Source organism: Candidatus Enterococcus moelleringii (assembly GCF_017377575.1).
Classification (GTDB): Bacteria; Bacillota; Bacilli; order Lactobacillales; family Enterococcaceae; genus Enterococcus_A; species Enterococcus_A moelleringii.
Genome location: NZ_JAFREM010000002.1, coordinates 110,072 through 135,516 on the forward strand (window position 1 = coordinate 110,072; position 25,445 = coordinate 135,516).

26 protein-coding genes are annotated in these 25,445 nt (G+C 42.6%); 18 read left to right on the forward strand and 8 right to left on the reverse strand.

Features of this window, described 5'->3' with window-relative positions:
- Positions 1–112: 112 nt before the first annotated feature.
- The 5 genes from JZO70_RS01025 to JZO70_RS01045 all read left to right on the forward strand — a co-directional run bounded on the left by JZO70_RS01025 (position 113) and on the right by JZO70_RS01045 (position 3,842).
- Positions 113–427 (forward strand): PTS lactose/cellobiose transporter subunit IIA, encoded by a 315-nt coding sequence (locus JZO70_RS01025; RefSeq protein ID WP_207671665.1) that lies wholly within the window; start codon positions 113–115, stop codon positions 425–427.
- 106 nt (positions 428–533) lie between these two features.
- A complete protein-coding gene (locus tag JZO70_RS01030) occupies positions 534–1,199 on the forward strand; it encodes a response regulator transcription factor (RefSeq protein ID WP_207671666.1) in 666 nt (221 codons plus the stop codon).
- Between the two features lie 88 nt (positions 1,200–1,287).
- Complete coding sequence (locus JZO70_RS01035; protein WP_207671667.1) at positions 1,288–2,202, forward strand: ATP-binding cassette domain-containing protein; 915 nt, start codon at positions 1,288–1,290, stop codon at positions 2,200–2,202.
- Entirely contained in the window at positions 2,195–2,941 is a 747-nt protein-coding gene (locus tag JZO70_RS01040; protein ID WP_207671668.1) for a DUF2705 family protein, read from the forward strand. The genes JZO70_RS01035 and JZO70_RS01040 overlap by 8 nt, the downstream gene beginning before the upstream one ends.
- A 13-nt stretch (positions 2,942–2,954) precedes the next feature.
- Positions 2,955–3,842 carry a sensor histidine kinase gene (locus JZO70_RS01045; protein WP_207671669.1) on the forward strand — a complete coding sequence of 296 codons (888 nt, stop codon included), beginning with the start codon at positions 2,955–2,957 and terminating at the stop codon, positions 3,840–3,842.
- Positions 3,843–3,888: 46 nt separating this feature from the next.
- Here JZO70_RS01045 and JZO70_RS01050 read toward each other — a convergent pair whose 3' ends face one another.
- Complete coding sequence (locus JZO70_RS01050; RefSeq protein WP_207671670.1) at positions 3,889–4,425, reverse strand: PadR family transcriptional regulator; 537 nt, start codon at positions 4,423–4,425, stop codon at positions 3,889–3,891.
- 116 nt (positions 4,426–4,541) lie between these two features.
- On the opposite strand from JZO70_RS01050, the gene JZO70_RS01055 reads away from it, so the two are divergent.
- Both JZO70_RS01055 and JZO70_RS01060 read left to right on the forward strand, forming a co-directional pair.
- Positions 4,542–5,918 (forward strand): MATE family efflux transporter, encoded by a 1,377-nt coding sequence (locus JZO70_RS01055; RefSeq protein ID WP_207671671.1) that lies wholly within the window; start codon positions 4,542–4,544, stop codon positions 5,916–5,918.
- A gap of 103 nt (positions 5,919–6,021) precedes the next feature.
- Positions 6,022–7,179, forward strand: coding sequence for a Gfo/Idh/MocA family protein (locus JZO70_RS01060; RefSeq protein WP_207671672.1), 1,158 nt, complete (start codon positions 6,022–6,024; stop codon positions 7,177–7,179).
- Positions 7,180–7,223: 44 nt separating this feature from the next.
- Here JZO70_RS01060 and JZO70_RS01065 read toward each other — a convergent pair whose 3' ends face one another.
- The 3 genes from JZO70_RS01065 to JZO70_RS01075 are packed head-to-tail and all read right to left on the reverse strand — an operon-like array spanning position 7,224 to position 9,643.
- Complete coding sequence (locus tag JZO70_RS01065) at positions 7,224–8,240, reverse strand: Gfo/Idh/MocA family protein (protein WP_207671673.1); 1,017 nt, start codon at positions 8,238–8,240, stop codon at positions 7,224–7,226.
- Positions 8,241–8,250: 10 nt separating this feature from the next.
- Positions 8,251–8,736 (reverse strand): hypothetical protein, encoded by a 486-nt coding sequence (locus tag JZO70_RS01070; protein WP_207671674.1) that lies wholly within the window; start codon positions 8,734–8,736, stop codon positions 8,251–8,253.
- Between the two features lie 10 nt (positions 8,737–8,746).
- Positions 8,747–9,643, reverse strand: a complete 897-nt coding sequence (locus tag JZO70_RS01075; RefSeq protein ID WP_207671675.1) for a helix-turn-helix transcriptional regulator — start codon at positions 9,641–9,643, stop codon at positions 8,747–8,749.
- A gap of 182 nt (positions 9,644–9,825) precedes the next feature.
- Here JZO70_RS01075 and JZO70_RS01080 point away from each other — a divergent pair, with 182 nt between their 5' ends.
- From JZO70_RS01080 to JZO70_RS01115, 8 genes are read left to right on the forward strand one after another with little or no spacing between them, the layout of a single operon-like run.
- Positions 9,826–10,287 carry a hypothetical protein gene (locus JZO70_RS01080; RefSeq protein WP_207671676.1) on the forward strand — a complete coding sequence of 154 codons (462 nt, stop codon included), beginning with the start codon at positions 9,826–9,828 and terminating at the stop codon, positions 10,285–10,287.
- On the forward strand, positions 10,287–11,258 hold the full coding sequence (locus tag JZO70_RS01085; protein WP_207671677.1) for a Gfo/Idh/MocA family protein: 972 nt from the start codon (positions 10,287–10,289) through the stop codon (positions 11,256–11,258). Before JZO70_RS01080 ends, JZO70_RS01085 begins: the two co-directional genes overlap by 1 nt.
- A 14-nt stretch (positions 11,259–11,272) precedes the next feature.
- Complete coding sequence (locus tag JZO70_RS01090) at positions 11,273–12,136, forward strand: sugar phosphate isomerase/epimerase family protein (protein WP_207671678.1); 864 nt, start codon at positions 11,273–11,275, stop codon at positions 12,134–12,136.
- A gap of 14 nt (positions 12,137–12,150) precedes the next feature.
- Positions 12,151–13,173, forward strand: a complete 1,023-nt coding sequence (locus tag JZO70_RS01095; protein ID WP_207671679.1) for a Gfo/Idh/MocA family protein — start codon at positions 12,151–12,153, stop codon at positions 13,171–13,173.
- 40 nt (positions 13,174–13,213) lie between these two features.
- The gene (locus JZO70_RS01100; RefSeq protein ID WP_207671680.1) at positions 13,214–14,479 is read left to right on the forward strand and encodes a sugar ABC transporter substrate-binding protein; all 1,266 of its coding nucleotides are present in this window, start codon (positions 13,214–13,216) and stop codon (positions 14,477–14,479) included.
- A gap of 18 nt (positions 14,480–14,497) precedes the next feature.
- The gene (locus JZO70_RS01105; protein ID WP_207671681.1) at positions 14,498–15,445 is read left to right on the forward strand and encodes a carbohydrate ABC transporter permease; all 948 of its coding nucleotides are present in this window, start codon (positions 14,498–14,500) and stop codon (positions 15,443–15,445) included.
- 15 nt (positions 15,446–15,460) lie between these two features.
- A complete protein-coding gene (locus tag JZO70_RS01110) occupies positions 15,461–16,288 on the forward strand; it encodes a carbohydrate ABC transporter permease (RefSeq protein ID WP_207671682.1) in 828 nt (275 codons plus the stop codon).
- Positions 16,289–16,334: 46 nt separating this feature from the next.
- Positions 16,335–17,438, forward strand: coding sequence for an ABC transporter ATP-binding protein (locus JZO70_RS01115; RefSeq protein ID WP_207671683.1), 1,104 nt, complete (start codon positions 16,335–16,337; stop codon positions 17,436–17,438).
- A gap of 83 nt (positions 17,439–17,521) precedes the next feature.
- On the opposite strand, the gene JZO70_RS01120 is transcribed toward JZO70_RS01115, so the two are convergent.
- The 4 genes from JZO70_RS01120 to JZO70_RS22665 form a co-directional block, all read right to left on the reverse strand.
- Entirely contained in the window at positions 17,522–20,116 is a 2,595-nt protein-coding gene (locus JZO70_RS01120) for an ABC transporter permease (RefSeq protein ID WP_207671684.1), read from the reverse strand.
- 12 nt (positions 20,117–20,128) lie between these two features.
- On the reverse strand, positions 20,129–20,791 hold the full coding sequence (locus JZO70_RS01125) for an ABC transporter ATP-binding protein (protein WP_207671685.1): 663 nt from the start codon (positions 20,789–20,791) through the stop codon (positions 20,129–20,131).
- A gap of 83 nt (positions 20,792–20,874) precedes the next feature.
- On the reverse strand, positions 20,875–21,786 hold the full coding sequence (locus tag JZO70_RS01130) for a sensor histidine kinase (RefSeq protein ID WP_207671686.1): 912 nt from the start codon (positions 21,784–21,786) through the stop codon (positions 20,875–20,877).
- On the reverse strand, positions 21,783–22,457 hold the full coding sequence (locus tag JZO70_RS22665; protein WP_207671687.1) for a response regulator: 675 nt from the start codon (positions 22,455–22,457) through the stop codon (positions 21,783–21,785). The genes JZO70_RS01130 and JZO70_RS22665 overlap by 4 nt, the downstream gene beginning before the upstream one ends.
- A 165-nt stretch (positions 22,458–22,622) precedes the next feature.
- Between JZO70_RS22665 and JZO70_RS01140 the strand changes: the two genes are divergently transcribed.
- The 3 genes from JZO70_RS01140 (at position 22,623) to JZO70_RS01150 (ending at position 25,396) form a co-directional block, all read left to right on the forward strand.
- Positions 22,623–23,783 (forward strand): MFS transporter, encoded by a 1,161-nt coding sequence (locus JZO70_RS01140; RefSeq protein WP_207671688.1) that lies wholly within the window; start codon positions 22,623–22,625, stop codon positions 23,781–23,783.
- Positions 23,784–23,964: 181 nt separating this feature from the next.
- Positions 23,965–24,696, forward strand: a complete 732-nt coding sequence (locus tag JZO70_RS01145) for a putative ABC transporter permease (RefSeq protein WP_430748877.1) — start codon at positions 23,965–23,967, stop codon at positions 24,694–24,696.
- Between the two features lie 31 nt (positions 24,697–24,727).
- Positions 24,728–25,396: a TVP38/TMEM64 family protein gene (locus JZO70_RS01150; RefSeq protein WP_207671689.1), complete on the forward strand. Its 669-nt coding sequence runs from the start codon at positions 24,728–24,730 to the stop codon at positions 25,394–25,396.
- Positions 25,397–25,445 lie beyond the last annotated feature (49 nt).

Sequence of the window (25,445 nt, forward strand, 5' to 3'; positions counted from 1 at the left end):
TCAAAAGTGACAAAAGCATCGTTTGAATATTATCAATAAGATTGATTATGGTATGATAGATGAGAAAAGGATAAGGAAACAAGTAAAGGAGAATAAAAATAGGAGGGGTACAATGGACGACCCAAGAGCATTAGAAGCCATCATGGGCTTAATTATCTACGGCGGAAATGCCAGAAGTGATGCAATGGAAGCGATCGCTGCGGCTAAATCCGGAAAATTCGCGGAAGCGGAAGAAAAAATTCAAAGTGCCGAGTCAGCGATAGTTGAGGCACATCGTGCTCAAACCGATATGCTGACAGAAGAGGCTAACGGCAACCACATGGAAATTACGCTGCTGACGGTACACAGCCAGGACCATTTAATGACAGCGATTACTGTCATTGATTTAGCAAAAGAGATTGTGGATTTGTATAAACGAATTGATTAAGAAAGCTTGGAGATAGGAGACTGTCTCCAGCTTTTTTCTTTTAAACCAGCAAAAATATAGTCGAACATTTCTGTTATAATTTTTTAAAAGAAAGGGGGCAGGAGCGTTGAAAACCATTTTGATCATTGATGATGATGTACATATTGGCAATGTCTTGGAAGAGATGCTGCGCAAAGAAAGTTATGAAGTCATGCGAGCTTATTCCGGTACCGAGGCTCTGCTGGTTTTGCAGCAGCGGCAGCCGGATCTGGTGTTATTGGATTTAATGCTGCCTGGGCTAAGCGGCGAGGAGCTTCTGCCTCAGCTGGAAGGCGTTCCGGTGATTGTTCTTAGTGCGAAAGTCGATATCGATAACAAGGTAGAGCTTTTGCTGAACGGTGCTGTTGATTACGTAGTGAAGCCATTCAATTCTAAGGAGCTGCTGGCTAGGATCGCGGTACAATTTCGTCAGCAATCGGTGCAAAAGACGTCAGGTGTTTTGGCCTTTGAAGAGATTACGCTGGATTTGAACCAGCATCAAGTGGCAGTTAATGATCAGCCGATTAAGCTGACGCGGACCGAATACGCGATTTTAAAGCTGCTGATGCAAAATCCGTCGCAAGTGATTACGAAATCCTTGCTGCTGGAGCGGATTAGTGAAGATACGCCGGACTGCACCGAAACTTCTTTAAAGATGCATGTCAGCAATCTGCGAAAAAAATTGCGTTTCGCCAGTGATCGCGATTATATCGAAGCAATCTGGGGAATTGGTTTTAAGCTGCGGGCCGACTAAATCTTTACCCGATCTTTACGGTTTCCTTTACCGGTTTCCAGCCTTTTGACCGATAAAATGACCGTAGTAAGTAAGGGGGACGACAACAATGGATACTATTCTTGAAACAAAGGCTTTATCTAAAAACTACGGGCACTTCAAAGCCTTGAATCGGTTGAGCATGACAGTGCCCAGAGGTTCAATCTATGGCTTTGTCGGCAAAAACGGCTCAGGAAAGACGACCTTGATCCGCTTAATTTGCGGGCTGCAGCACCCATCTTCCGGGAGTTTTACTTTATATGGTAAGGAAAATACCGAAAAAGCTATCGATCGGTCTCGTCGCAGAATGGGCGCGGTGGTAGAAACGCCGTCGATCTATTTAAATATGACGGCCAAAAATAATTTGAAGCAGCAGTACCGGATTTTAGGGCTGCCTTCTTATGAAGGACTGGAAGAGCTGTTGGAATTAGTCGGTCTGGAAACTACCGGTCGGCGCAAGGCGAAGAATTTTTCCCTAGGGATGCGGCAGCGCTTGGCAATTGCCCTAGCTTTAGTGGGGGATCCGGATTTTTTAGTGCTGGATGAGCCGGTTAATGGTCTTGATCCGCAGGGGATTATCGAAATTCGTGAGTTGATTTTAAAATTAAATCGTGAAAAGCAGATCACTGTGTTGATTTCCAGTCATATGCTGGATGAGCTGGCGAAATTGGCCACCCATTATGGCTTTATTGACGATGGGAAAATTGTTAAAGAAATGAGTGCTGCCGAACTTGAGGCGGCGTGCCGTAAGTGCGTCCGGATGGAAGTAACTAATATGCGTGGGCTTATTCAGGTGCTGGAGGGAATGGACGTTGAATATAAGATTGTATCAGATACGTTAGTTGATTTGTTTGCTAAGGTGAATGTGACGCAATTGGTCTTGGCCTTAGTAGAGGTAAATTGCGACGTACTGTCTATGCAAGAATGGGACGAAAGTTTGGAAAGCTACTATGTCGCTTTGGTTGGAGGTGGCAGTCATGGGTAAATTATTGTCTGCTAATTTCCAGCGCCTTTGGTTGAACGGGACTTTCTGGGTAACGGTTTTAGTGATTATCGGCTTAGAAAGTACCTTTTGTTTAAAACTGGATGACCAAGGATCTTATCCCGCCGACATGCTTCTGCTGTTTTTCTTTCAGATGATTGGCGTCGTGATTGCTGTTTTTTCAAGTTTGTTTAACGGCACCGAGTATCAGGACGGGACAATTCGCAACAAATTAGTCGTCGGACACAAACGCAGTCATGTTTATTTTGCTAATTTAGTGACCGGTTTTGCAGCGGTGACGATTCTTTTCCTGGCGGGAGTGATTACGGGAAGTGTGCTGGGCGGGTTGTTGTATGAACCGGTGCAAAATGAGCTGGGAACAATTGTTTTGGCTGGCGGAATTGGCTGGTTGGCCTGCTTGGCATTTACAGCGCTTTTTAATCTGGTGGGGATGCTTTCTGCTAGTAAAGCAACTACGGCCGTTATTTGTATCTTAAGTGCTTTTATATTGATGTTCTATTCCTTGAGTCATTATCAGCAGTTGATCAGACCGGGAGTTGTCACTGGTACGAAGCGGGCGACGTATCAATTTTTGCTAGACCTTAATCCCAACGGTCAATTGCTGCAGGCGATGTCTTACGACGTGGACGCTGCTGGGCGCATGATTCTGTTCTCTTCCGCAGTAGTCGTGCTCTGCAGTGTAATCGGCGTATTTTTCTTCCGTAAAAAAGATTTGAAATAAAGAGGTGAAAAAAATGGTTCTGCCTTGGTTCCTGTGTATTGTCCTGCTGCTGATTGTTGCGGCTCTAGTAATTAAAATCTGGCTGTTAAAAAGAAGTATGAAGGAAATTTGTCGGGAACTGATGGAACATTTTGCCGAAGATACCAACGTTCTTTTGAGCACTTCTACTCGTGATGTTCACGTTCGACAGCTGACGGCTGAATTAAATCAGCAGTTGCGGCTGCTGCGGGAACAACGGCAGAAATATTTAACCGGTGATCGTGAGCTGAAGATGGCGGTGACCAATATCTCCCATGATTTGCGGACCCCGTTAACAGCGATCTTTGGGTATCTGGAACTGTTGGAGCAGGAAGAAAAGTCGCCGGCAGTCGCCGACTATTTGTCGGTGATTGAGAATCGGGCGGAAGTGTTGAAGCAGTTGACTGAGGAATTTTTCTACTATTCGGTAGCTTCGACCCCGGAAAAACAAGCGGTAAAAGAAAAAGTAGTTCTGAATCAGCTGCTGGAGGAAAGCTTGGCGGGGGCCTATGCGGAATTAATGGTGCATAATATTACACCGGTTGTCCAAATGCCGGAGCAAAAAGTCGTTCGCTGGCTGAATCCTTCTGCTGTTTCCCGAGTATTTGCTAATTTGATTGCGAATGCTGTGAAATACAGTGACGGTGATTTGGAGATTACTTTGACGGAAGCTGGGGAAATCACCTTCACCAATACAGCCAGCCAGCTGGATGACGTTCAAGCCGGTAAGCTGTTTGATCGTTTTTACACGGTGGAGACCGCCACTAAATCCACCGGCTTAGGTCTGACGATTACCCGCGCACTGGTGGAGCAGTTGGGCGGAAGCATTACTATGAGTTATGAAGATAAGCAGTTAAGTATTCGAGTAAAGTTGCCGGAATGAAATAGGAGCGAAGATTTACTATAAAGTAGATCTTTGCTCCTGTTTTTTATTGTTCGGCTTTAAAACCAGCTTTCACTTCTTGTATCCAACCTTCAATTGCTTCTGCCAAAACCATTTGCTGCTGAAGAACCGCCAACCCAGTTTTGGGAATCTCAGTGGCGTGTTCTTTGGCAGCCAAGTTTTCGGTCAGGTTTGCCTTTAGCTGAAGGACGTTGTGCTCGATATTTGCGATACACACTTTCTGCTCTTCAGGCGGCAGACTGCTGAGGTTGACCATGACAGCATTAAAGTCCAGAAAGATATGAATCGGCTGTTGAGAGATTTCCAGCATCAATGCTTCAAATTCTTTTTGTCCCTCAGCAGTCAAAGAGTAAATTGCTTTCTCAGCTTTGTTGCCTTCTTGAACAGATGAGCTGGTGAGATAACCCTTTTTCTCCAGCTGAATAACTTTTTTATAGATAGAAGGAGTACTGATCTTGACCCAACGGGAAATGTTGCGGTATTCCACTAATTTTTGAATATCATAGGCGCTCATCGCCTGTTGTTTGACCATGCCCAATACAATTAAATCGATCGTTGCCATAAAATCCTCTCTTTCTGTGCTTGACTACTACTATAAATTATAGTAGCATCTCTACATTGATATAATTTATAGTAATGTTGTTTAGATCAGGTGTCAATAGACGAGGAGTGAATGTAATGGAAAAACGCAACAAAAAGATGGAACTGCTGGCAAGTGTACCGGTGCCGAAAGCTCTTTTGGCAATGGGGATTCCAACGATGATCGGTATGATGATTAATGCTTTATACAACATTGTGGATGCTTATTTTGTGGGGGCTTTGGGAAGCAGTCAGATGGGTGCGATCTCGGTGGCTTTTCCGCTGGGGCAAGTAGTAGTAGGGTTAGGTCTGCTATTTGGGAATGGTGCGGCTTCCTATATTGCTCGTTTATTGGGAAATGGCGAAAAGGAGAAGGCCAATCAGGTTGCCAGTACAGCACTTTACAGCAGTTTGCTGGTGGGTGGAGTAATTATTTTACTAGCTGTTCTGCTTTTGAAGCCGATTCTGATAATTCTGGGGGCGACAGACAGTATCCTACCTTATGCGATGAGTTATGGACGTATTTATATTCTATTTTCTATCTTTAATGTTTTTAATGTGACGATGAATAATTTGGTTACAAGTGAAGGAGCAGCGAAAACGACGATGTCCGCTTTGCTGATTGGGGCACTGCTGAATATTGTTTTAGATCCGATTTTCATTTATACCTTTGGACTAGGTGTCGCTGGAGCAGCACTTGCAACAGCTATTTCACAGGTAGTTTCTACGTTGGTTTATTTACGCTATGTCTTCAGTAAGAAAAGTGTCTTTAGCTTCAGCCCGAAAGCTTACCATCCCTCTAAGGAAATCATGAGCGAGATTTTGAAGATTGGCATTCCAACCTTGATTTTTCAAGTCTTAACCAGTTTAGCAATCACTTTGACGAATCTGCAAGCAAAAACCTATGGCGATTCGGTAATTGCAGGAATGGGTGCAGTTACACGCATTATTTCTTTAGGCAGCATGATGATCTTTGGCTTCATTAAAGGCTTTCAGCCAATTGCCGGTTACAGCTATGGTGCGAAAAAGTATGATCGCTTGCAGGAAGCCATCAAGACTTCGGTTCAGTGGTCAACGATTTTTTGTGTGGTATTTGGGTTGATAATGGTCTTATTCCCGGGAGTGATTATTTCTCAATTTACCAATGGCGATCTGGAATTGATCCACGTTGGTCAGCGGGCGCTGCGTGCTAATGGACTTTCCTTTATGTTGTTTGGCTTCTATACAGTGTATTCTTCTTTGTTCTTAGCGTTAGGAAAAGCGAAAGAAGGCTTCTGGCTGGGAGCTTGTCGCCAAGGTGTTTGCTTGGTGCCGGTGATTTTGTTTTTACCGCTGGCCTTTGGGTTAAACGGCATTCTTTATGCTCAACCTGTTGCGGATGTTCTTTCGGCGGGAATTGCTCTGGTTATGGCGTTGCAGTTGCGGAAAGAGTTGTTGGTTGAAAAAAGGGGCGTGTCTTTGCCGGTAGAACGTTAAGTAACTAACTCTGTGAGAAATCAATTATAAAAAATCGACACCCCATTGCTTTTTTCGAATCCGTTTTCTAAAATGAAGCGTATACAAAATTTGGAGGTGCACTATGTCAATTGGTTTTGGAATTATTGGATTAGGCAATAGAGGCTACAAATATGCGTTGCATACCATTATGAAAAGTAAAGAGTGCCACATCGAAATGGTCTGTGACGCACATGGTAATCATTTTGATCAATTTCCGGGTATCTCTAATACAAAGGAGTTCACCGAAGTTTTAGAAAATCCCAAGGTAGATGCCGTTTTTATCGCTACACCTGATGATACTCATGCAGAAATTGTAATCCAAGCTGCTAAACACAAGAAGCATATTCTTTGTGAGAAACCATTGGAGATTAGCCGTGAGAAGGTACAAGAGATTCAAGTAGCCTTAAGAGATTTTGAGGGGGCTTTCGAAGTAGGCTATGTATTGCGTTACGCTCGATTATTTCAAAAGGTTAAGAGTTATCTGATTAGTGGTGCAATAGGAGATCTTCATATGATCAACGTGATGGATCATATTCCGTATGGTGGATATGCTTATTTCCATGATTGGCATAGAAAAAGAGAAACTTCTACTAGTTTATTATTACAAAAGGCTACTCACTCGTTAGACATAGTTAATTGGTATGTTGATGCTAAACCGCGAGAGATTGCTGCTTTTGGTAGACTCTCAACAATGGGAAAACCTGGAGCATTGAAAAAATTTGGTAAGGAAGTAGCAAGCGATCTACATTGTCGAACCTGTGTAATCAGTGATAGCTGTGAAGAGAGCATTCAAAACATTTTAAAAGAAAAGAAAATCAGCTGGTCTGAAAATTGGCCGGATAGCTGTGTTTTCAATAGTGAGATCGATGTTGATGATCATCAAACGGTCATGGTCCAGTATGAGAATGGAACACAGTTGGCCTATCAGCTTTGCTTGTTCGGGGCTTATTACAAACGAGAGTTCCATATTTTTGGCTCTGGTGGAGAATTAAGGTTTGATGATGTGTCTAACGAAATTACGATTTATGACCGATTGAGGAATGAAACTGTCACTTATAAAAATGATTACGCGGAAGAGCAAATGGAGCCGGGGGATGAAGAGCAGCTGCAGGATTTCATCTTGGCAGTTCAGACAGGTAAAAAGCCAATTTCTAATTTAGAATCCAGCATTACTGCAGCATTGTTGGCAATCGATGCTCAAGCATCTATTGACCAGAAAAAAATGATTAAAAGCGACTGAACATACTCCGCCCCCAAAAATCCTAACTTTTGGGGGCGGTAGTTTTAAGGTGTATGCTTTGAAACTAGCGGCTGATCTAACAATTCTTCAAATTCATGTCTATAAATTACTCTGTCCATTTTTAACGAAAGATAGGCTAAGGTAGCAATTTGAACGGTGTATAGGCCATCCAAACCGTTTACAGGTTCGGACTGATCTTGATTGATACATTCAATAAACGACTGAATCATTACAGAATCCATGCTGGGTTCAAAATTTAAATAACTGTAATTGTCGTCTCGAGTGTAAAAATCTACTTTTCGCCCGATTGCATCGACAAAAGTAAATCCTTTTTCACTAATAATCTCTAACGTAACATCTCCCCACACTGGGTAATTTAAGGGACGATTCCAAGAGGTGTCCAAACTTAAAATGGCTCCATTAGTGAAAACAATATTGATCAATCCGGCATCTTCGATTTCATTATTGGCTCGTCGTTGTGCTCGGGCAACAATCGAGGCAATTTCAAACTGGAATAGCCATCGAGATAAATCGATTAAGTGAACCATATGATCAAGAATAGCACCCCCTCCTGATAATTCTTTGTCTAAGAACCAACCGCCTGGATTCTTCCCTCGGTTTGTACAATTCATCGCAATAATATTGCCTAAATTCCCTTGACTGTATTCGTCTTGTAAATCCAAGATTGTTTTAGAAAACCGAATCGGATGTGCCACTAATAATTTAACTTTTGCTTCCCGACATGCAACGATCATATTTAGCGCGTCACGAGTGGTTAAGGCTAAAGGTTTTTCTACAATTACATGCTTTTTATGCAATGATGCTGCAAGAGTGTAGTCAAAATGGAGCGAGTTTTCTGAACAGATCAAAACCGAGTCAATATCAGTACATAGAATTTTTTCAAGGCTTTTAAAAAAAGGTAAATCATATTTTTTGGCGAATTGGCTGCCTCTCAGTAAATTGTGGTCGTAGATACCGATGATTTCAACCTTCTCTTTAATAAATTCCTCTGTATACGAATTTGCTTGCATATGTGCGCAGCCAATAATTCCAATTTTCATAGGCTCTCCTCTATTTCATCAGTATATTTTGTTTACTGCTTTGTTTGATACTTTGCAACAATTCATCCAGCCAAATATTATCTAAAACTGAACTGTAAAAGCAGGGATCATAAGGTCCAGAGATTAAGAAGTTTGAATAAAATGCACTATGTTGACCGCTATGGTATTCATAAATACCGTCACTGCCTGAAATTTCAAATTTTTTAATGTACGAATCGGAATCTGAAAAGGTGAAGTCCAAGAAAATATTGCTTAGAGAGTCATTTAGAAACTGCAAAGAGATTAAGAAAACAGTTTCTTCGGCATTGCTTGAAGCATAAAGACTTTTAATTTGATTTTGATGTAAAGAGCGCACGAAGCTCAAATTTTCCTTAATGATCTCCTCTTTTTTAATTTCTGAATTACAGCTTGTGGAGATTGTGATCCGAGTAAAATCAATTTCCCCTAGTTCTCCCTGTTCGGCTAAGGATAATGCGTGAATATTTTCTGCGTGCATAGTATGCCTCCTAACTTAATTCATTCATTTTCTGATCAACGGCTTCTTTTGATTGCTTATACTTAGTCGGACTTAATCCAGTATATTTTTTGAAAGTATTCGAGAAATGATGAATGCTGTCATAACCCAATTCTAATCCGATTTCTGTGAAGCTTTTTTCATTTGATAAAATTAGTTCCTTCGCTTTTTCAATTTTGAGGATTTTATAGTAATTAATCATGCTGTAGCCTGTGTATTCTTTGAACACTTTTTTTATGTGGGAAGCGCTTATATAAAAATGGTTAGCAAATTCTTCTATAGTGATATTTTTGTCTAGATTTTCTTCCATATAAGCCATTATTTGAGAGATTAAGTCATGTTTATGGATTTTTGGTGACACATGCTCCTTTTTAGCAGTAAGTCGTCTATGGTCTTGAATCATAGAATAAACTAACTCTGAAAAATGCAGGTACAAAATTTGTTCATCAATAGGGTCTGCATCTCGAATGAGTTGCCGAAGATTAAACGCGTTTTCTGACATCTGTGGATAAACCAACGCTGCTCTATAGAAAATGGCGCGAACCAGATGTTTTTGATGCTCAGACAAATGTAGAATTTGTTTGTTTAAAGGATCTAATGGTGAATATCCTGTAAATGAGTCAAAGGTAATCATTGTCACTTGTGTTGTTTCTTTTTGGGAAGTCGCAAAGGAATGCTGTTCACCATTGGGAAGTATAATGCAGTCTCCAGCTTCTAGATACAGGCTTTCTTTTCCGATGAAAAGGGTAATGGTACCAGAATTAATCGAATAGAAAATCCAGTGATAAAGTTTGTTTATTTGATGCTTCGTATCAGGCTTAAATGAGAACAAGGATAAGTCACTAATCTCTTTAATCGGAAGAAGCTTGATATCGGGATCCAGTTCCAATAAAGTCACCTCGCAAATGACGTTTTTTTTATTATTTCATATTTTCTAAGGTTAAAAAGTATTTCTGAAGCAGAATGTCTTTTTTTGCAAGTGAAGAATATTTTTTTCTAAATCTTATCTGCATAGACATCTAGTATTCTAATTGTAATCAATGAAAACGCATACTTCAAGGGGTGGTATACTTGCAATTTAAAAAAAAGCTCATAGAAGCTTGTAAAAAAAGCTCAATTGATAAAGTGAATTTTCTACGTTTGAGCTGTTATCAGTTAGCCGGCGAAGATGATATCGAGAGGATTGCTCAACAAGGACTGCAATTTCTTTTGGATATCAAAAGGGCAACTGATCCTCAAGTAACAATACAACGGATAATTCCACAAAGAAATGCGCAGGCTGTTTTGATTGCAGGTTGTTTTAGTGATGGGTCATTATTCAATCTTTCATTAGCTTTGCTGGATTCAAAACAAGAGGCGTTGTTTAGAGTTGAAGTTGTCGGAGATCTGGGTATGGTGCAATATGATTCTTCTTCAGATAGTGCTTTTACTATTTATGGTTATCCCTTCAATTTCTTTAGTACAGAAGAAATTGACGAACAGATTAAGGCGCTGTTTAAACAGTTAGCAATTTCGAAAGAGAGGGTTTCTTGATGCGGGTTGGAATTTTAGGAGTCGCGCACATCCATGCAGCCAGTTATGTGTCTGAATTAAAGAGGGCAGAAATCTCGATTACCGGTGTTTATGACAGGAATTCTGAAAAGGCCGAACGATTTTGCTTTGAAGAGGGTTTGCGGAATTTAGAAAACCCAAAAGCCGTTTTTGATAGCGGCTGTGATACGGTTTTAATTTGTTCAGAAAATGTTTTTCACAAAGAATTGGCTTTACAAGCAGCGTCAGCCAAAAAGCACATCATTGTTGAAAAACCGATGGCTTTAAGCGCTAAAGACTGCGAGGAGATGATTGCTGCAGCGAAAGAAAACCAGGTAAAACTGATGGTGGCACACCCTGTTCGTTTCAGCCAAACGATTCAAGATATCAAGCCGGTAATTGAAGCGAAAGAGTTAGGGGAATTACTTGCCATCAATTCTTCCAATCATGGAAAAAATCCTGGTGAATGGTTCATACAACCAGATTTGTCTGGCGGAGGCGCTTTGATTGATCATACTGTTCATATTTTAGATCTGGTCAATTATTTATTTGGTTTAGAAGTAAAAGAGATTTCAGCTTTTATCAGTAAAACGGATGAGACGCTAGCGGTCGAAGATACAGGTTTGGTCCTGTTGAGCTTTGAAGGTGAAGTCATCATGTCCTTGGATACTTCGTGGAATCGCCCGGAAACCTATCCGATTTGGGGAGATGCGATTTTAGAACTGGTTTTTGAGAAAGGGTACTTAGTCGTCGATGGTTTTGGGAGGAAAATGAATCTATTCGATGATCAACGTCAAATTGTGGAAAGCTTCTATTATGAAGAAAATATGGATCGGTTGATGATGGAAGCATTCATTGACGCGATTGACCATGATTTATCAGCTCCTGTATCGGGTGAAGATGGGTTATACACCGTGCGAATAACTGAAGGTGCTTTTGAAGCTGCTCGTTTGGAAAAAACAATCAAAATCTAAAAGGAGGAATTTTTTTGAAGAAAGGAATGAATGTTTGGTCTTTGCCTAGCGACTTGTCTTTAGAAGAGCAGTTTAGAGTTACGAAAGAGGCAGGCTTCGACACGATCGAATTGAACGTGACAGAAGCTGAAATTTCGGAGACTATTGTCTCCAAAGATTTAGCATTGGCCGAAAAGTTAGATTTAACTTTAGAAGCTAGTGAAGATGATTTAGCGAATATTAAAAGATTGTCTGAAAAATATCAGCTGCCAATCGAAAGCCTGTCTACTGCTCTGCATTGGAAATATCCATTGAATGCTGAAAAAGAATCAGATCGCGAAAAGGGAAAATACATCGTTAAGAAAATGATCGATTTTTGTCAGTATTTAGGCGGGGATACAATCTTAGTCGTTCCTGGCGTTGTTAGTGCAGGTCGCCCATATGACGAGTGCTACAGCTTTGCCAAAAGTGCGCTGGAAGAATTAGCTCCTTATGCTCAAGAACGTCAAGTGGTGATTGGCATCGAAAATGTTTGGAATAAATTTTTGTTGTCTCCGTTAGAAATGCGGCAATTAATCGATGAAATTGATAGTCCATACGTTGGAGCCTATTTTGATGTAGGGAATATTTTACAATATGGATTTCCAGAGCAATGGATCAGCATCTTAGGTAAACGTATTGCAAAAATTCATGTAAAAGATTTTAAGACATCAATTGGCAGTATTCAAGGCTTTACTAATTTATTGCAAGGCAATGTGGATTGGCAGGCAGTCGTGACAGCTTTAAATGACATTGGATATAAAGGCCCGCTGACTTGTGAGTTATCTCCTTATACAACAAACGGTAAGCAATTGGCCACAGATACTTCTGCAGCTTTGGAATACATTACAAAACTATAATTGGAGGAATTTAGATGTTAAAAGTTGGTTTAGTTGGCTTAGGGTTTATGGGGAGTTCACATTTAGGAATTTATAAACGCTTGATGGATGAAGGTTACCCGCTTGAATTAGTTGCTATTTGCGATGTAGATGAAAAAAAGAGAACCGGTGAATTAACTCAAGGAAATATTGATGTCAGTGATAAAAGTATTGATTTTTCTCAATTCAATTTCTATACCGATATGGAAGAAATGATCGACAAAGAAAATTTGGACTATGTGGATCTTTGTCTGCCAACTTACTTGCATGCACCATACAGCATCAAGGCAATGGAAAAAGGTTTACATGTCTTTTGTGAAAAACCAATGGCGATTTCTTCTGCTGCTTGTCAGGAAATGATTGATGCTAAAACTAAGTATGATCGTTACTTAATGATCGGCCAAACGTTACGCTTTTTCCCATCCTACCGCTATATCAAAGATACTTTAGACAGCGGCCGCTATGGAAAACTGAACGAAGTTGCTTTGTTTAGAGGCGGAACAACTCCTCTATGGTCTTGGGACAACTGGCTATTGGATAATGCTCGTTCTGGCGGTTGTTTATTAGATCAGCATATTCATGATGTCGATACGATCAATTGGCTGCTGGGTACACCTAAATCGGTTAACAGCATTGGGAAAGTGTATTTTGAAGGCAGTGGCTATGATATGGTTTCTACCAATTATGAATTTGATGATGTAGTAGTAAATGCACAGGATAATTGGACGATAAATAATAATGATTTTGGTTTTGAAATGCGTTTCCGTTTTTCATTCCAAGAAGGCACGATTATTTTGGAAAAAGGTAAACTAGTTGATTATCCTAACAACGAAGACTCCTTTGAACCTGATATTGACTCAGAGAGCGGCTACTATATCGAAATTAAGCATTTTGCGCAATCAATAATCGACGGTAAAGATCCGCAGGAGGCCGCACCGTTAGCAAGCACAATGGAAACAATTCGTATTGCAGAAGCGGAAGTAGCATCGGCAGATCAGAAAAAGACAGTCACTTTGTAAAAAGAAATTGATTTTCTAAAAAATAAAAGGAGATAGACAGATGAATAAAAAACTATTGGTGGGTATCACAGGTATTTTAGCTGTGGGTGTTTTAGGTGCATGTGGTGGAGGTTCAACTACGAATGATTCAGGCGGCGAAGCTCAGAACGGTGATCAAGTAACTATTTCTTATGGCCTTTGGGATAAACAGCAAGCACCGGTTTTTGAAGAAATTGCGGCCGATTTTGAAAAAGAAAATCCAGATATTAAGGTAGAATTCCAGGTTACACCTTGGGCTCAGTATTGGACAAAGCTTGAGACAGCGGTAACTGGTGAAAATGCACCTGACGTGTTTTGGATGAATATCCCTCGTGCAATCGACTACATCGACAATGGGGTTCTAGAACCTTTAGACGACATTGAATTTGATAAAGATAAAATTCCGTCTCAATACCAAGAATCTTATACTCAAGAAGGTAATTTGTACGGTATACCGAAGGATTATGATACCAACGCTTTGTGGTACAACAAAAAAATGTTTGATGAAGCAGGGATTGATTATCCAGATGAATCTTGGGATTGGGCGAAACTGCAAGAAGTAGCAAAACAGTTAACGAAAGAAGATGAAGGCGTTTATGGTCTAGCTACTCCTCCACAATGGGAAACTGGCTACTATCAGACTATCTATCAAAATGATGGTCGTCCTTTCAGTGAAGATGGAAAAAAATCTGGCTTTACTGACAAAGCAACCATTGAAGGTGTTCAATACTGGTATGATTTTGTCGAAAATGGTGGAGGCACACCGGTTGAAGTAACTGGGAATACAAATGCAACCGACTTGCTGATTTCTGGAAAAGTAGCAATGATCATTGATGGCTCGTATCAAGCGCCGGTAGTGTTCGAAGATGAATACGGTAGCGCAAATGTTGATGTAGCACCTCTGCCAAAAGGCAAGGAACGAGCAACGACCTCCAACTCTTTAGCAAATGTTGTTTATGCAGGTTCAAAAAATAAAGATGCAGCTAAAAAATGGGTAGAATTCTTGTCTAAAGAAGAACAAATGAAACATGTAGCTGAATCTGGTACTGTTATCCCGTCTTATGAAGGAACAGCAGATGCTTGGGTACAAGCATATCCAGAAAAAAATCTACAAGTATTTGTTGATGCAGTAGATTATGCAATTCCATTTTCTAATTACAAAAATTCTTCGGCAGCAACTGCGGCAGAACAGGATATTATGAATGAAGTTTGGGCTGGAAACAAGACAGTTGAAGAAGGCTGTAAAGAAATTGCTGAGAAAGCCGATGAAATTTTAGCGAGAAAATAATTATTAGGAGGAATTCGCATGGAGTTGAAACAAGCAAATAAAGTAAGCGAATCTCGGAAAAAATCTCCTAATATTATTTTTAAAAAGTACAAAAAGGATCAGGTAATTACAGCGGGGCTATTTATAGCCCCACTGTTTCTCGGAATTATTGTTTTCTACTTGATTCCTTTGTTTCAAAGTATTTTTTATTCTTTTACTAAGTGGGGGATGTTCGGCGGATATGAAGTGGTCGGTCTCGAAAACTATCAACGCTTGCTGGGAGATACTGAATTAATACAAGCCCTTAAGAATACGTTACTTTATGCCGTGTTTACCGTTCCAGTGGCAATCATCATCTCCGTTTTTATCGCTGTATTGTTAAATTCAAAAATCAAAGGAAAAAGTTTTTACCGAGTGATTTACTTTTTGCCAGCTGTAACAATGACTTCGGCCGTTGGTATGATTTGGCGCTGGATGTTTAATTCTGATTTTGGGATTATTAATCAGGTGTTGAGTTTGGTAGGGATTCAAGGACCTGATTGGCTGAATAGTTCTCGCTGGGCGATTGTAGCATTAATTATCGTGGGTGTCTGGAGTTCTTTGGGAACTTCTATTGTCATCTTTTTATCAGGATTGCAAGGTATTCCAAGCACCTATTACGAAGCTGCAGAAATTGACGGTGCAGGTCCGGTCAAAAAATTCTTTAGTATTACTGTTCCGTTGCTAAGCCCTACCGTATTTTTCCAATCAATAACGACCTTAATAACTGCTTTGCAGGTTTATGACTTAATTTATATGATGTATTCTCAAACGAACCCGGCATTGCGAAGTGTTCAGTCAGTCGCGTATCTATTTTATCGAAATTCTTTTGTCTTTAATGATAAAGGATACGGTGCTGCAATTGTAGTTGTTCTACTGGTGATTACATTGCTTATTACGATTGTAGAGTTTGCTCTACAGAAAAAATGGGTTCATTATTCATATTAGAGAGGAGTCAACAAGATGCAAAAAAGTCGAACTACCAACAAAATACTTGTCCATCTATTGTTGATTCTTGGATCAGTGATGATGGTCTTCCCGTTCATTTGGATGATTTTAACCTCGCTAAAAACTAGAAGCGAAGCAATTAAAGTGCCGCCAACAATTTTGCCTGAGGTACCGCAATGGGAGAATTACCGGCGAATTTTCGAGATTTTCCCTTTCGGTAATTTCTATTTCAATACGTTTGTTTCCACACTAATGATTGTCGTTGTTCAAACATTGCTTTGCGCATTGGCGGCGTATGCCTTTGCTCGCTTGGAATTTCCTTTTCGCAATTTCCTGTTTGTCTTGCTGCTGTCTATTTTGATGGTTCCAGGTCAAATTTTCTTGATTCCACAATATTTAGTTATTCAGAAATTAGGCTTGTTAAATACAATTCCAGCTTTATTCCTACCAGGTCTTTTTTCAGCATTTGGAACATTTTTATTGCGACAATTCTTTATGACGATACCAAAAGAGGTCGAAGAGGCAGCGATCATTGATGGCTGCTCTCGGGTTCGAATCTTCTTCACCATTATTTTGCCGCTATCTAAATCTGCTTTGATTTCTCAAGGGATTTTTGCCTTGTTATTCGGGTGGAATTCACTACTTTGGCCGTTAATCATCAATACTTCTACCGAAAAAATGACATTGACTGCTGGATTAGCAACCTTGAACGGACAATATGGAACAACTGATTTTCCGTTAATTATGGCTGGATCGTTTTTAGCTTGTATACCATTGATTATTGTATTCTTAATCTTCCAAAAACAATTTATCGAAGGTATTGCTATGTCTGGAGGAAAATAATTGCTGAAGGTTGATAATAAAGAAAACAAGAGAAGGATGTAGTGCCATGACACAACTTACGTTAAATCACATTTATAAAAAATATGATAATGCTGAAGACTATTCAGTGACCGATTTTAACCTAGAAATCGATGACAAAGAATTTATCGTTTTCGTGGGCCCTTCCGGGTGCGGAAAATCTACTACCTTGCGAATGGTTGCAGGACTGGAAGATATTACTGATGGGGAATTGAAAATAGGGGACAAAGTGGTTAATGATTTGCCGCCAAAGGATCGAGATATTGCAATGGTCTTTCAGAACTACGCGTTATATCCCCATATGACTGTCTATGATAATATGGCGTTTGGCTTAAAGTTGCGAAAATATGAATCTGAGGAAATCAAACGCAGGGTGGAAGATGCCGCGAAAGTACTAGGCTTGTCTGAGTATTTGAAACGAAAACCTGCTGCTTTATCTGGTGGCCAACGTCAGCGGGTGGCATTGGGTCGAGCAATCGTTCGAGACGCTCAAGTCTTTTTAATGGATGAACCATTATCCAATTTGGATGCGAAATTACGGGTGTCGATGCGGGCGGAAATAGCTAAGCTGCACCAACGTTTGGGAACTACGACAATCTATGTGACGCATGATCAAACGGAAGCGATGACAATGGCCGATCGAATCGTAATTATGAAGGATGGGCTTGTTCAGCAAATCGGTACCCCTCAAGAAGTTTACGATACTCCGGTGAATATTTTTGTGGCTGGTTTTATCGGCTCGCCAGCAATGAATTTCTTTGATGTTAAATTGCAGCAAGGAATTATTAGTAACAATCATGGTCTGAGTTTGAAGATCTCTGACGGCGAAAACAAGCTTTTAGTTGAAAAAGGTTATGAAGGAAAGAATATCTGCTTTGGTATTCGACCAGAAGACATTCATAGTGAACAAATAGCGATTGATTCGTCAGATGGTGCTGTGGTAACAGCAGAGGTGATGGTTTCTGAGCTTTTAGGAGCGGAATCACTGTTGTACACAAAAATTGGTGATACTGAATTTGTATCCAAGGTTGATGCAAGAGATTTTCATAAACCTGGTGAGAATGTCCAGTTAGCCTTTAACTTGAGTAAAGGGCATTTCTTTGATAAAGAAACTGAGTTGGTCATTAAGTAAAAAACGTTTTGAAGAAATTTTTGCTAGTTTAGTGAAAAAATCTTCAAAACGTTTTTTTCTAACGCTTTTTTACTGATTGCTAGTTACTCCACCTTATCCAGCTCTTCCAAAATATTTGAATGGTGCAAGTCCTTTGCCAGCAGCAGGCTGATAATAATGCAAAAGCCTAAAGTCAGAAGGACTAACACTAGGGTCTGAACCACGGGATACTCATAGCTTTTGCCTAGCAAATAAATCTGCGCCTGCTGATACTGAAGGCGGGTGACCGGGAGTGAAAGCAGGATCGCTGACGCAGCTGAAGTCATGCCGAAGATTAGATTTTCGAAAATAATCATCTGTTTGGTCTCGGCCACTGTCAGGCCTAAAGCTTTCAGCAAAAACAGTTCACTTTTGCGGGTTTCGATCCGGTATTTAAAGGTTTTGCTGAGATTCATGACCACCAGTACCAACACGACGGCGGCGATGCCGATGACATAGACCATTTCTTTGCGATAAATGGAATGCAGCTGTTCTTTTTCCTCAATCATGCTGCGGGCGGTCACCTGCTGATTTTCCACCGCTAGGGCGATCAGTTCTTTTTCGATTTGCGCCTGTTGCTGTTTAGTAGTTCCTTCTGCGGCCGTAAGATTGATGGTTTCAAAGGTTGGTTCCGGCACGACTTTTTGAAAGTTTTCCTGACTGGTGATTAGCAGCGGATAGGCTTGCTCCAGCAGGGAGACCTCAGGCATATAGGGATAATAGGCAATCGCTGCAATTGTTAGTTTTTTCTCCGTGTAGGAGCCGGTATCGGACATCTGCCAATAAGCGTCATCGGCAGTTTTTAAATCACTCGGATATTTTATGGTCAATTGGTCGCCAATCTGATAGTCCATCACAGTCTGGCCCTTTTTGAAGAAGCCGGTCATGCCTTTCGACTGCCCGTATTGACTAGTGGTAGGCATTGCCACAATGATTTCATTTTCTTTCAGTCCAGCGGGATCAAAGTCGCCGCTGACGAGATAGCGGCGCAGCTGATTTAAGGCAGCGTGATTGTAGCCTTTGTATTTTGTGTGAAAAACCGCGTCGCTCTGCTGCTGGCCGGTAAGGGAGAAGCCGTAGTCCCGTTGCACGTAGTGGTTTCTCGAATCGAAAAATTCCGTGTTGCGAGTGACGCCGGTGTCCACTACCTTAACTGGCAGGGCGGCCTGGGTTTCGATCTGGGTCACGTTTTTAAGCCGAGCAATCTTTTCAAAGGTGCTCTGGCGGATGCCGAAGCTGGTATCTTGATCATTGTAAGTGCTCATCAGATAATCGCTGTTGTGAAAATTAGTGGTCAGGCGGATTTGCTGATTTTCCTTCGCCAAAATTGCTTGGTAGCTTAAGCTGATAAACAAGGTGCAGGCCATCACCAGCGACAGGACCACAAACAGGGACGTTTTGATGTCGCGGAACACATATTTTAATCCGATCTGCTGGCTGATTCCCAGCAGCTTGCCTTTATCCTTCAAATGAATAATTTGCAGGGACTTTTCTGACGAATCCTTTTCACCAAAAATGATTTCGGTAATCGAGCCGTCGTTGACTTTGCGGGAGCCGATCAAACCAATCAGCAAAACCGACCCTAGCAAACCGATCAAACAAAGCACAATCGGCAGCACTGGAATCACTAAATCGAAGGGATCAGCTTGGCCCCAAAAGTAGATTTGATTTTCCAAGTCCTTTGATAGATAGGCCACGCCGTAGGAAAACAGCCAGCCTAGCAGGACCCCCAGCGGCAAACTGACGAAAAATAGCAGTAGTAATTCGCTTAAAATAATGCGGCGGACCTGTCTTTCAGTCAATCCTAGAGCCCGCAGAACGCCGAAATGCTCTTTTCTCACCATTAGCGCAATGCGATGAATGCCGTAAATGACCAAGGCGCAGACAACGATCAGCAAAATGCCCATCTGAACATCCAGCGCCAACAGCTCATCGGTATTTTCCCGCCAGACATTTTGTTGGATTTGTTTATCCTTTAACTGCAGCTTGGACTGAATCTCGTCGATTTGCTTGTTGCCGCCTTTGAAGGTCACGGTGGCAATTAGGGAATCATCTTGGACAGCAGACAAATCTAAGGCGGTGGTCATTGAGACCAGGCCGGCTCGTTTGTTAAAGGTTAAGTCATTGATAATCCCCACTAAGGTAAAGGTTTGCGGCCTGGTTTCGTTAGAATCAGCGGAATCCCGTACCGGCAAGCTGAAGCTTTGACCGACTAACGGATTGACCCCCAGATTCAGCAATGCCCATTTTTCCGCTACTACCTCCTGATTGTTTCGGGGCATTCGGCCTGACAGCAGAGTAGAGACGGCTAAAATATCCGATTCGTTGGCGGCCCACAGCCGGCCTTCTTGGTGATCAGGCGTTTCGATGGTTTTAGAAAACATCTGGCTGACCCCCAGGTGTTGAATACCTTCAATTTCCTCCAGCTGCTGGACCTGTTCCGCCGAAAGGCCGCTGAGTTCGTAATCAATCGCGGTATAGATAAACAAATTTTGCTTGGCGGTAATACGGTGATTGGTGTGCAGCAGCGTCAGCATGCTGAAAATTAAGCCCACCGCTAAAACGAGACTGAAAATCAGCGCCACGGTATTTTTCCGATAGCTGGTGATAAAGCGCCAGGTTAAGCTCGTCAGCGGGCGGCGGGTAGATAGTTTGCTCATAGCGCAGCCCTCCTAGACAATTTCTCCATCTTCTAAACGAATGATCCGATCGGCTAGCTGCGCCACTTCTTCATCGTGGGTAATGATGACCATGGTTTGTTTGAAGCGCCGGCTGGTGACCTTCAACAGACTCAAGACATCTTGACTAGTTTTGGAATCCAAGTTTCCGGTAGGTTCGTCGGCAAAAAGAATTGCCGGTTTATTGGCCAAAGCGCGAGCAATTGCCACCCGCTGCTGCTGTCCACCAGATAATTGATTCGGGTAGGCCTTGATTTTTTCGGTCAGTCCCAAAAGCTGGATCACTTCATTGATGTAGGCCTCATCCACCTGTTTTTTGTCCAGTAAAACTGGAATCGTGATGTTTTCCCAAACATTCAAGATCGGAACCAAATTAAATTTCTGGAAAACAAAGCCGATATTGCGCCGCCGGAAAATAGTCAGCTCTTCATCTGGCAGGCCTTCCAGATTGGCATCGTGAATGATGACTTCTCCTTTAGTGGCCTGATCCAGCCCGCCTAAAATGTGCAGCAGGGTGGATTTGCCGCTGCCGGAGGTTCCCACGATCGCCAAAAATTCTCCGTTGTCGATTTCTAAATTAATGCCTCGCAAGGCGTGAACGGCGGTATCCCCTTGGCCGAAAGTCCGTTCCACCCCAATTGTTTTTACCATCTTCATTTCCGTCACCTCCGAAAAAAACATTGTCTCTTTACACTACCGATACTAGCAACAAAAAGTGTCCAGCTGGTAACTGAAATGTATCAGTTTTGATAGATTTCATTGGGTAGGTAAACGGCAAAGGTGCTGCCCGCGCCAACTTGGGAAGTTACCTTGATATACCCGCCTTGGGCTTCAATAATTTGGCGGGCTAAGTAGAGACCAACCCCCACCCCAGCTTGTTCCGCGACGGCTTCGCTGCGATAGAAGCGCTGGAAAATTTGATTAATTTCTTCTTCAGCAATACCGATCCCCTGATCCTTAACTTCAATTTTGGTAAACAGCTGATAGCTCTCCGCGGAAAGGTCAATCCGACTGCCGCGGGGGCTGTATTTAATGGCGTTGTCTAAGATGTTGCCTAGGGCTTCACTGGTCCACTTCCGATCAAGCTGGGCCGCTGCTGCGGTAGGAGTGATAGATAATTCGATCCCTTTGGCGTCAGCGGTTGATTGGAATTGTCCGGCTAAAGCCTGCAGCAGGGGAGCGACGGCTTGCTGCTTAGTTACTGGCGCGATTGTGCCGCTTTCTAAACGGGACATTTTCACCAAGGATTGAATCAGGAAATCCAGTTTTTGACTTTGCTGACTGATTAGCCGAATTTCCTCTGTAGGGACCGCCTGTTTTTCCTCCAATAGCTGGGAGTAAAGCAAAATGTTGGCGATTGGCGTGACACATTGGTGGGAAATATCGGAAATCAAGGTTTGGATAATTTGCTTTTGTTCCTGCAGCTGTTCCGCGGAAAGCTGGGAATTTTTTAAATAGTTGTAGAAATCATTTTCTAACGAAGCATAGCTGCTTTCTTCAAATTTGTGAATCGTCAGCTGGCCCTTTTTTGCTTCCTCCAGCATGGTGTGCAAAGACTGCATCAGCCTTTTTTCTCGCTGATGAAAGTAAGACCAAACAAAGGCCAGGAGCAGGAGGGAGCCGACAATTATAGTAGGAATTAACCAATTCATCCGGAACCACCCCACGAATAGCCTAAGCCGTAGACGGTTTTTATGTAGGTGGGCTGGCTGGGATCAGGCTCGATTTTGCCCCGCAACCGCTTGATGGCAACTGTTAAGGCGTGGGCGTCCACGTACTGGGTATCGCCGGACCAGATTTTATCGATTAAATCGCTGCGCTTTAAGGTGGCTCCCCGGTTGTTCAACAGGAGGTGCAGCAGCCGCTGTTCAGTTTTGCTTAATTCAATTGCTTCTCCGGCGACGCTGAAGCGCATCTTATCAAAGTCGAATTGCATGTTGTCGATAGTAAAGGAATTGCTTTTAGTATTTTGGCGCAATTGGACCGCCGCGCGAGCTCGTAAAATCATTAAACTGAAGGGCTTAGTGATATAGTCGTTGGCCCCGGCTTCCAGGCCGATAATCGTATCGCTTTCCATATTATTAGCGGTAATAATGATGATGGGCGTATCGGAAACGGCACGAACCGCCTTTAAAAAGTCTAAGCCGTAGCCGTCGGGTAAATTCAGGTCCAGCAAAATAAGATCCAAAGCAACCGTCTTGCTGATTTCTTGGGCTTCCTTGATTTTATAGCATTGAAAAAAGCGGTAGTCGGGATTTTCTAAGGCTAATTTGATGCCGTCATTCAGCTGACGATCGTCCTCTAAGATTAAGATATTTTTCACGGAGGCACCTCCAGGATGTAGGATACTTCTAGCATATCATATCCATTTAACGGTCACGAGAGGCTTTTTTAGAACCCAAAATTTTGTTGCCCTGAAACCCATCCCAGATGATAAACTGAATAGAAGCTTTAATTCGTCAAAAAACGGGGATTTTGGAGGAGCAGAATGTTTAATTTATTGTTGGTTATTATTTACTTGGCATTTATCAGCTTAGGACTGCCGGATTCGCTGGTGGGTTCGGCTTGGCCGATTATGCACGAGGATTTGCAGGTGCCCTTGTCGGCAGTGGGAATTGTGACGATGATTATTGCTGGGGGAACGATTGTGTCCAGCTTGTTTTCCGATCGCTTGACGCGAAAATTCGGCACCGGCTGGGTGACGGCGATCAGTGTACTGACGACGGCCTTGGCGTTGTTTGGGTTTTCGACGGCTTCGGCTTTTTGGATGCTGTGCTTGTGGGCCATTCCGTACGGGTTTGGTGCGGGAGCGGTGGATGCGGCCTTGAACAATTACGTGGCGCTGCATTATGCATCTCGCCATATGAATTGGCTGCATTGCTTTTGGGGTGTGGGCGCCTCCATCAGTCCCTACATCATGGGCTTCAGTCTGGCCCGATATCAGAGCTGGAATCGGGGGTATCTGTTGGTGGCGGGGTTGCAGATTGCGCTAACTATTTTTTTGTTTTTCAGCCTTCCGCTTTGGAACAAGGGAAAAACTGATACCGGTAATGAAGCCGTAAGAGGTCCGGCTTTGTCGCTGCCGCAGATTTTAAAAATTAAAGGCGTGCCTTTTATTCTGGTTACCTTCTTTGGTTATTGTGCGTTGGAAATGACCACCGGTTTGTGGGCCAGCACGTATTTGGTTCAATTCCGTGGGATTGAGGTGGAAACGGCGGCGCGCTTTGCTTCATTGTTTTACTTAGGGATTACCTTTGGGCGGTTTGTCTGCGGCTTTATTTCCGATCGGCTAGGGGATAAGCAGCTGATTCGGTTGGGACTTTGCCTGCTAAGTGGCGGGATTTTGTTGATTTTGCTGCCGTTGCCGCTGGATATCTTTGCGTTAAGCGGGTTGGTGTTGACGGGGATTGGCTGTGCGCCGATTTATCCAGCGATTATTCACGCAACGCCGGCGAACTTTGGGGAAGAAAATTCTCAGGCCGTGATCGGGGTGGAGATGGCTAGTGCCTATTTGGGTACAACCTTTATGCCGCCGCTGTTTGGTTTAATGGCTGAGAAGATTAGTTTAGGCTTGTATCCTGTCTATTTGCTGCTGCTGGCATTATTGATGCTGGTGATGTCAGAAAAGCTGAATCGGTTGAAGGGGTAGCGTGTGATTTTTCTGTTGAGAAGGTTCCTGGCGGAATTATCAGTTGGGGGTGCAGCTTTAGATCCATGAGTGTCAGTTAAATATGAGTTGAGCCTAGTGGAGGATTTTCCTCACTAGGTTTTTTGATTTTGTGTCAAACATGGCTATCCTTATCCAGAATAATGCATCTTTGTTATACTAGATGAAGAGAAAGGGGTGCTATTATTTGGATAAATTATTCATGACGTTTATCGTCTATTCCTTTATCGGATGGGTATGGGAAAGTATTTATTGCTCCATCAAGGCTCGCCATTTTGTTTATCGCGGCTTTTTGCTGGGGCCTTATTGTCCGGTTTACGGCTTTGGGGTGGCGGCGGTGCTGCTTTTGGTGCCTGAACATGCGGGGACGCTGCTGAATCTGTACTTTAACATTGTCGTGATCGTGACGATCATCGAGTTTGTCACCAGCTGGCTGCTGGAAAAAATGTTTAATATGAAGCTGTGGGATTATACCCACGTTCCGCTGAATATTGAAGGCCGAGTGGCTGTGCCGGTGTCGTTGTTTTGGGGCGTGGGGTGTTTGCTGCTGATAAAAATCATCAACCCGGTGATTCAAGACGGCATCCACGATTTCGTGGCCAGCACAAATAACCTGGGGCCGATCGTTTTGGCGGTTTTGTTTTTAACCGATGTCCTATCCACCTTATTCTTTACCGTTACTACGAAAAAAGAAGTGGAAGCAGTGGTGGATACTTCTGATCCTGAGAATGCGGCGATTAAAGAGTTTCGCTTGAAGCATTTGATCAGCAACCACAAATCTTCAAACAACCGGAATCGGGTGCTGCAATTAATCGAAAGCAAGCCGAAACAGCTGAAGCATCATAACTTAATGCGAATTGTCAAAAACTACCCGAACTTGAAATTCCACAAGTAGGGAGTTGTCGCTAGATTAAAAGAGGTGAAAAATGGACAAACGTGTTCTGAAAAAAGTGTTGTTGGTACTGGGTGTTGTTCTGCTGCTCCTGCTGTTTTATTGGCTGTATCGTGAATTCCATACCGAAATCCAGCTATTATTGAATCCGAAGGCTAGTCGCGCATTGCTGATGAAGGAAGTTCGTTCCCACGGCTTCCTGACAGCCGGCGGACTGATTCTGTTGACCGCGCTCATGTGTGCCTTGCCAGGCTTGCCGACTTCGGTGATCGGTGTCCTGGTGGGCGTCTGTTACGGCCCAATCATCGGAAGCTGCGTCAATATTGTAGGAAATGCCAGCGGCAATCTGCTGTCTATGACGGCGCTGAAGCATCTGAACCTTGGCAGTCACAAACAAAGCAGCAGCAAATGGGTCAAACGCATTTCGCAAATGAAGCATCCGAAAACGGGGCTGATGATCGCGTACATGATCCCAGTGATCCCTTCGTTTGTCGTTAATGTAACGGCAAATTCATTAAAGCTTTCCATCAGAGAAGTCTTTTTGTCAGTTGTGATCGGTGTGCTGCCTTCGTCGATTCTCTACGCATTCGGCGGCGAGGCCCTGTTCCATGGCTACACTAAAACGGCACTGATCCTGGTAGCCAGCGTGATTATACTCGTCCTGTTGGTGAAATTTATCAAACGAGATCATCATTTGGAATAAGCAAGCTGAGTCGTTAAGCCCGCAACATGGCGCTTAGCGGCTTTTTTGG

Coding starts and splice junctions, on each gene's coding strand:
- JZO70_RS01025 (WP_207671665.1), top strand. CDS start 113: ATGGACGACCCAAGAGCATTAGAAGCCATCATGGGCTTAATTATCTAC.
- JZO70_RS01035 (WP_207671667.1), top strand. CDS start 1,288: ATGGATACTATTCTTGAAACAAAGGCTTTATCTAAAAACTACGGGCAC.
- JZO70_RS01040 (WP_207671668.1), top strand. CDS start 2,195: ATGGGTAAATTATTGTCTGCTAATTTCCAGCGCCTTTGGTTGAACGGG.
- JZO70_RS01045 (WP_207671669.1), top strand. CDS start 2,955: ATGGTTCTGCCTTGGTTCCTGTGTATTGTCCTGCTGCTGATTGTTGCG.
- JZO70_RS01050 (WP_207671670.1), bottom strand. CDS start 4,425: ATGGCAACGATCGATTTAATTGTATTGGGCATGGTCAAACAACAGGCG.
- JZO70_RS01055 (WP_207671671.1), top strand. CDS start 4,542: ATGGAAAAACGCAACAAAAAGATGGAACTGCTGGCAAGTGTACCGGTG.
- JZO70_RS01060 (WP_207671672.1), top strand. CDS start 6,022: ATGTCAATTGGTTTTGGAATTATTGGATTAGGCAATAGAGGCTACAAA.
- JZO70_RS01065 (WP_207671673.1), bottom strand. CDS start 8,240: ATGAAAATTGGAATTATTGGCTGCGCACATATGCAAGCAAATTCGTAT.
- JZO70_RS01070 (WP_207671674.1), bottom strand. CDS start 8,736: ATGCACGCAGAAAATATTCACGCATTATCCTTAGCCGAACAGGGAGAA.
- JZO70_RS01085 (WP_207671677.1), top strand. CDS start 10,287: ATGCGGGTTGGAATTTTAGGAGTCGCGCACATCCATGCAGCCAGTTAT.
- JZO70_RS01095 (WP_207671679.1), top strand. CDS start 12,151: ATGTTAAAAGTTGGTTTAGTTGGCTTAGGGTTTATGGGGAGTTCACAT.
- JZO70_RS01100 (WP_207671680.1), top strand. CDS start 13,214: ATGAATAAAAAACTATTGGTGGGTATCACAGGTATTTTAGCTGTGGGT.
- JZO70_RS01105 (WP_207671681.1), top strand. CDS start 14,498: ATGGAGTTGAAACAAGCAAATAAAGTAAGCGAATCTCGGAAAAAATCT.
- JZO70_RS01110 (WP_207671682.1), top strand. CDS start 15,461: ATGCAAAAAAGTCGAACTACCAACAAAATACTTGTCCATCTATTGTTG.
- JZO70_RS01115 (WP_207671683.1), top strand. CDS start 16,335: ATGACACAACTTACGTTAAATCACATTTATAAAAAATATGATAATGCT.
- JZO70_RS01120 (WP_207671684.1), bottom strand. CDS start 20,116: ATGAGCAAACTATCTACCCGCCGCCCGCTGACGAGCTTAACCTGGCGC.
- JZO70_RS01125 (WP_207671685.1), bottom strand. CDS start 20,791: ATGAAGATGGTAAAAACAATTGGGGTGGAACGGACTTTCGGCCAAGGG.
- JZO70_RS01130 (WP_207671686.1), bottom strand. CDS start 21,786: ATGAATTGGTTAATTCCTACTATAATTGTCGGCTCCCTCCTGCTCCTG.
- JZO70_RS01140 (WP_207671688.1), top strand. CDS start 22,623: ATGTTTAATTTATTGTTGGTTATTATTTACTTGGCATTTATCAGCTTA.
- JZO70_RS01145 (WP_430748877.1), top strand. CDS start 23,965: ATGAAGAGAAAGGGGTGCTATTATTTGGATAAATTATTCATGACGTTT.
- JZO70_RS01150 (WP_207671689.1), top strand. CDS start 24,728: ATGGACAAACGTGTTCTGAAAAAAGTGTTGTTGGTACTGGGTGTTGTT.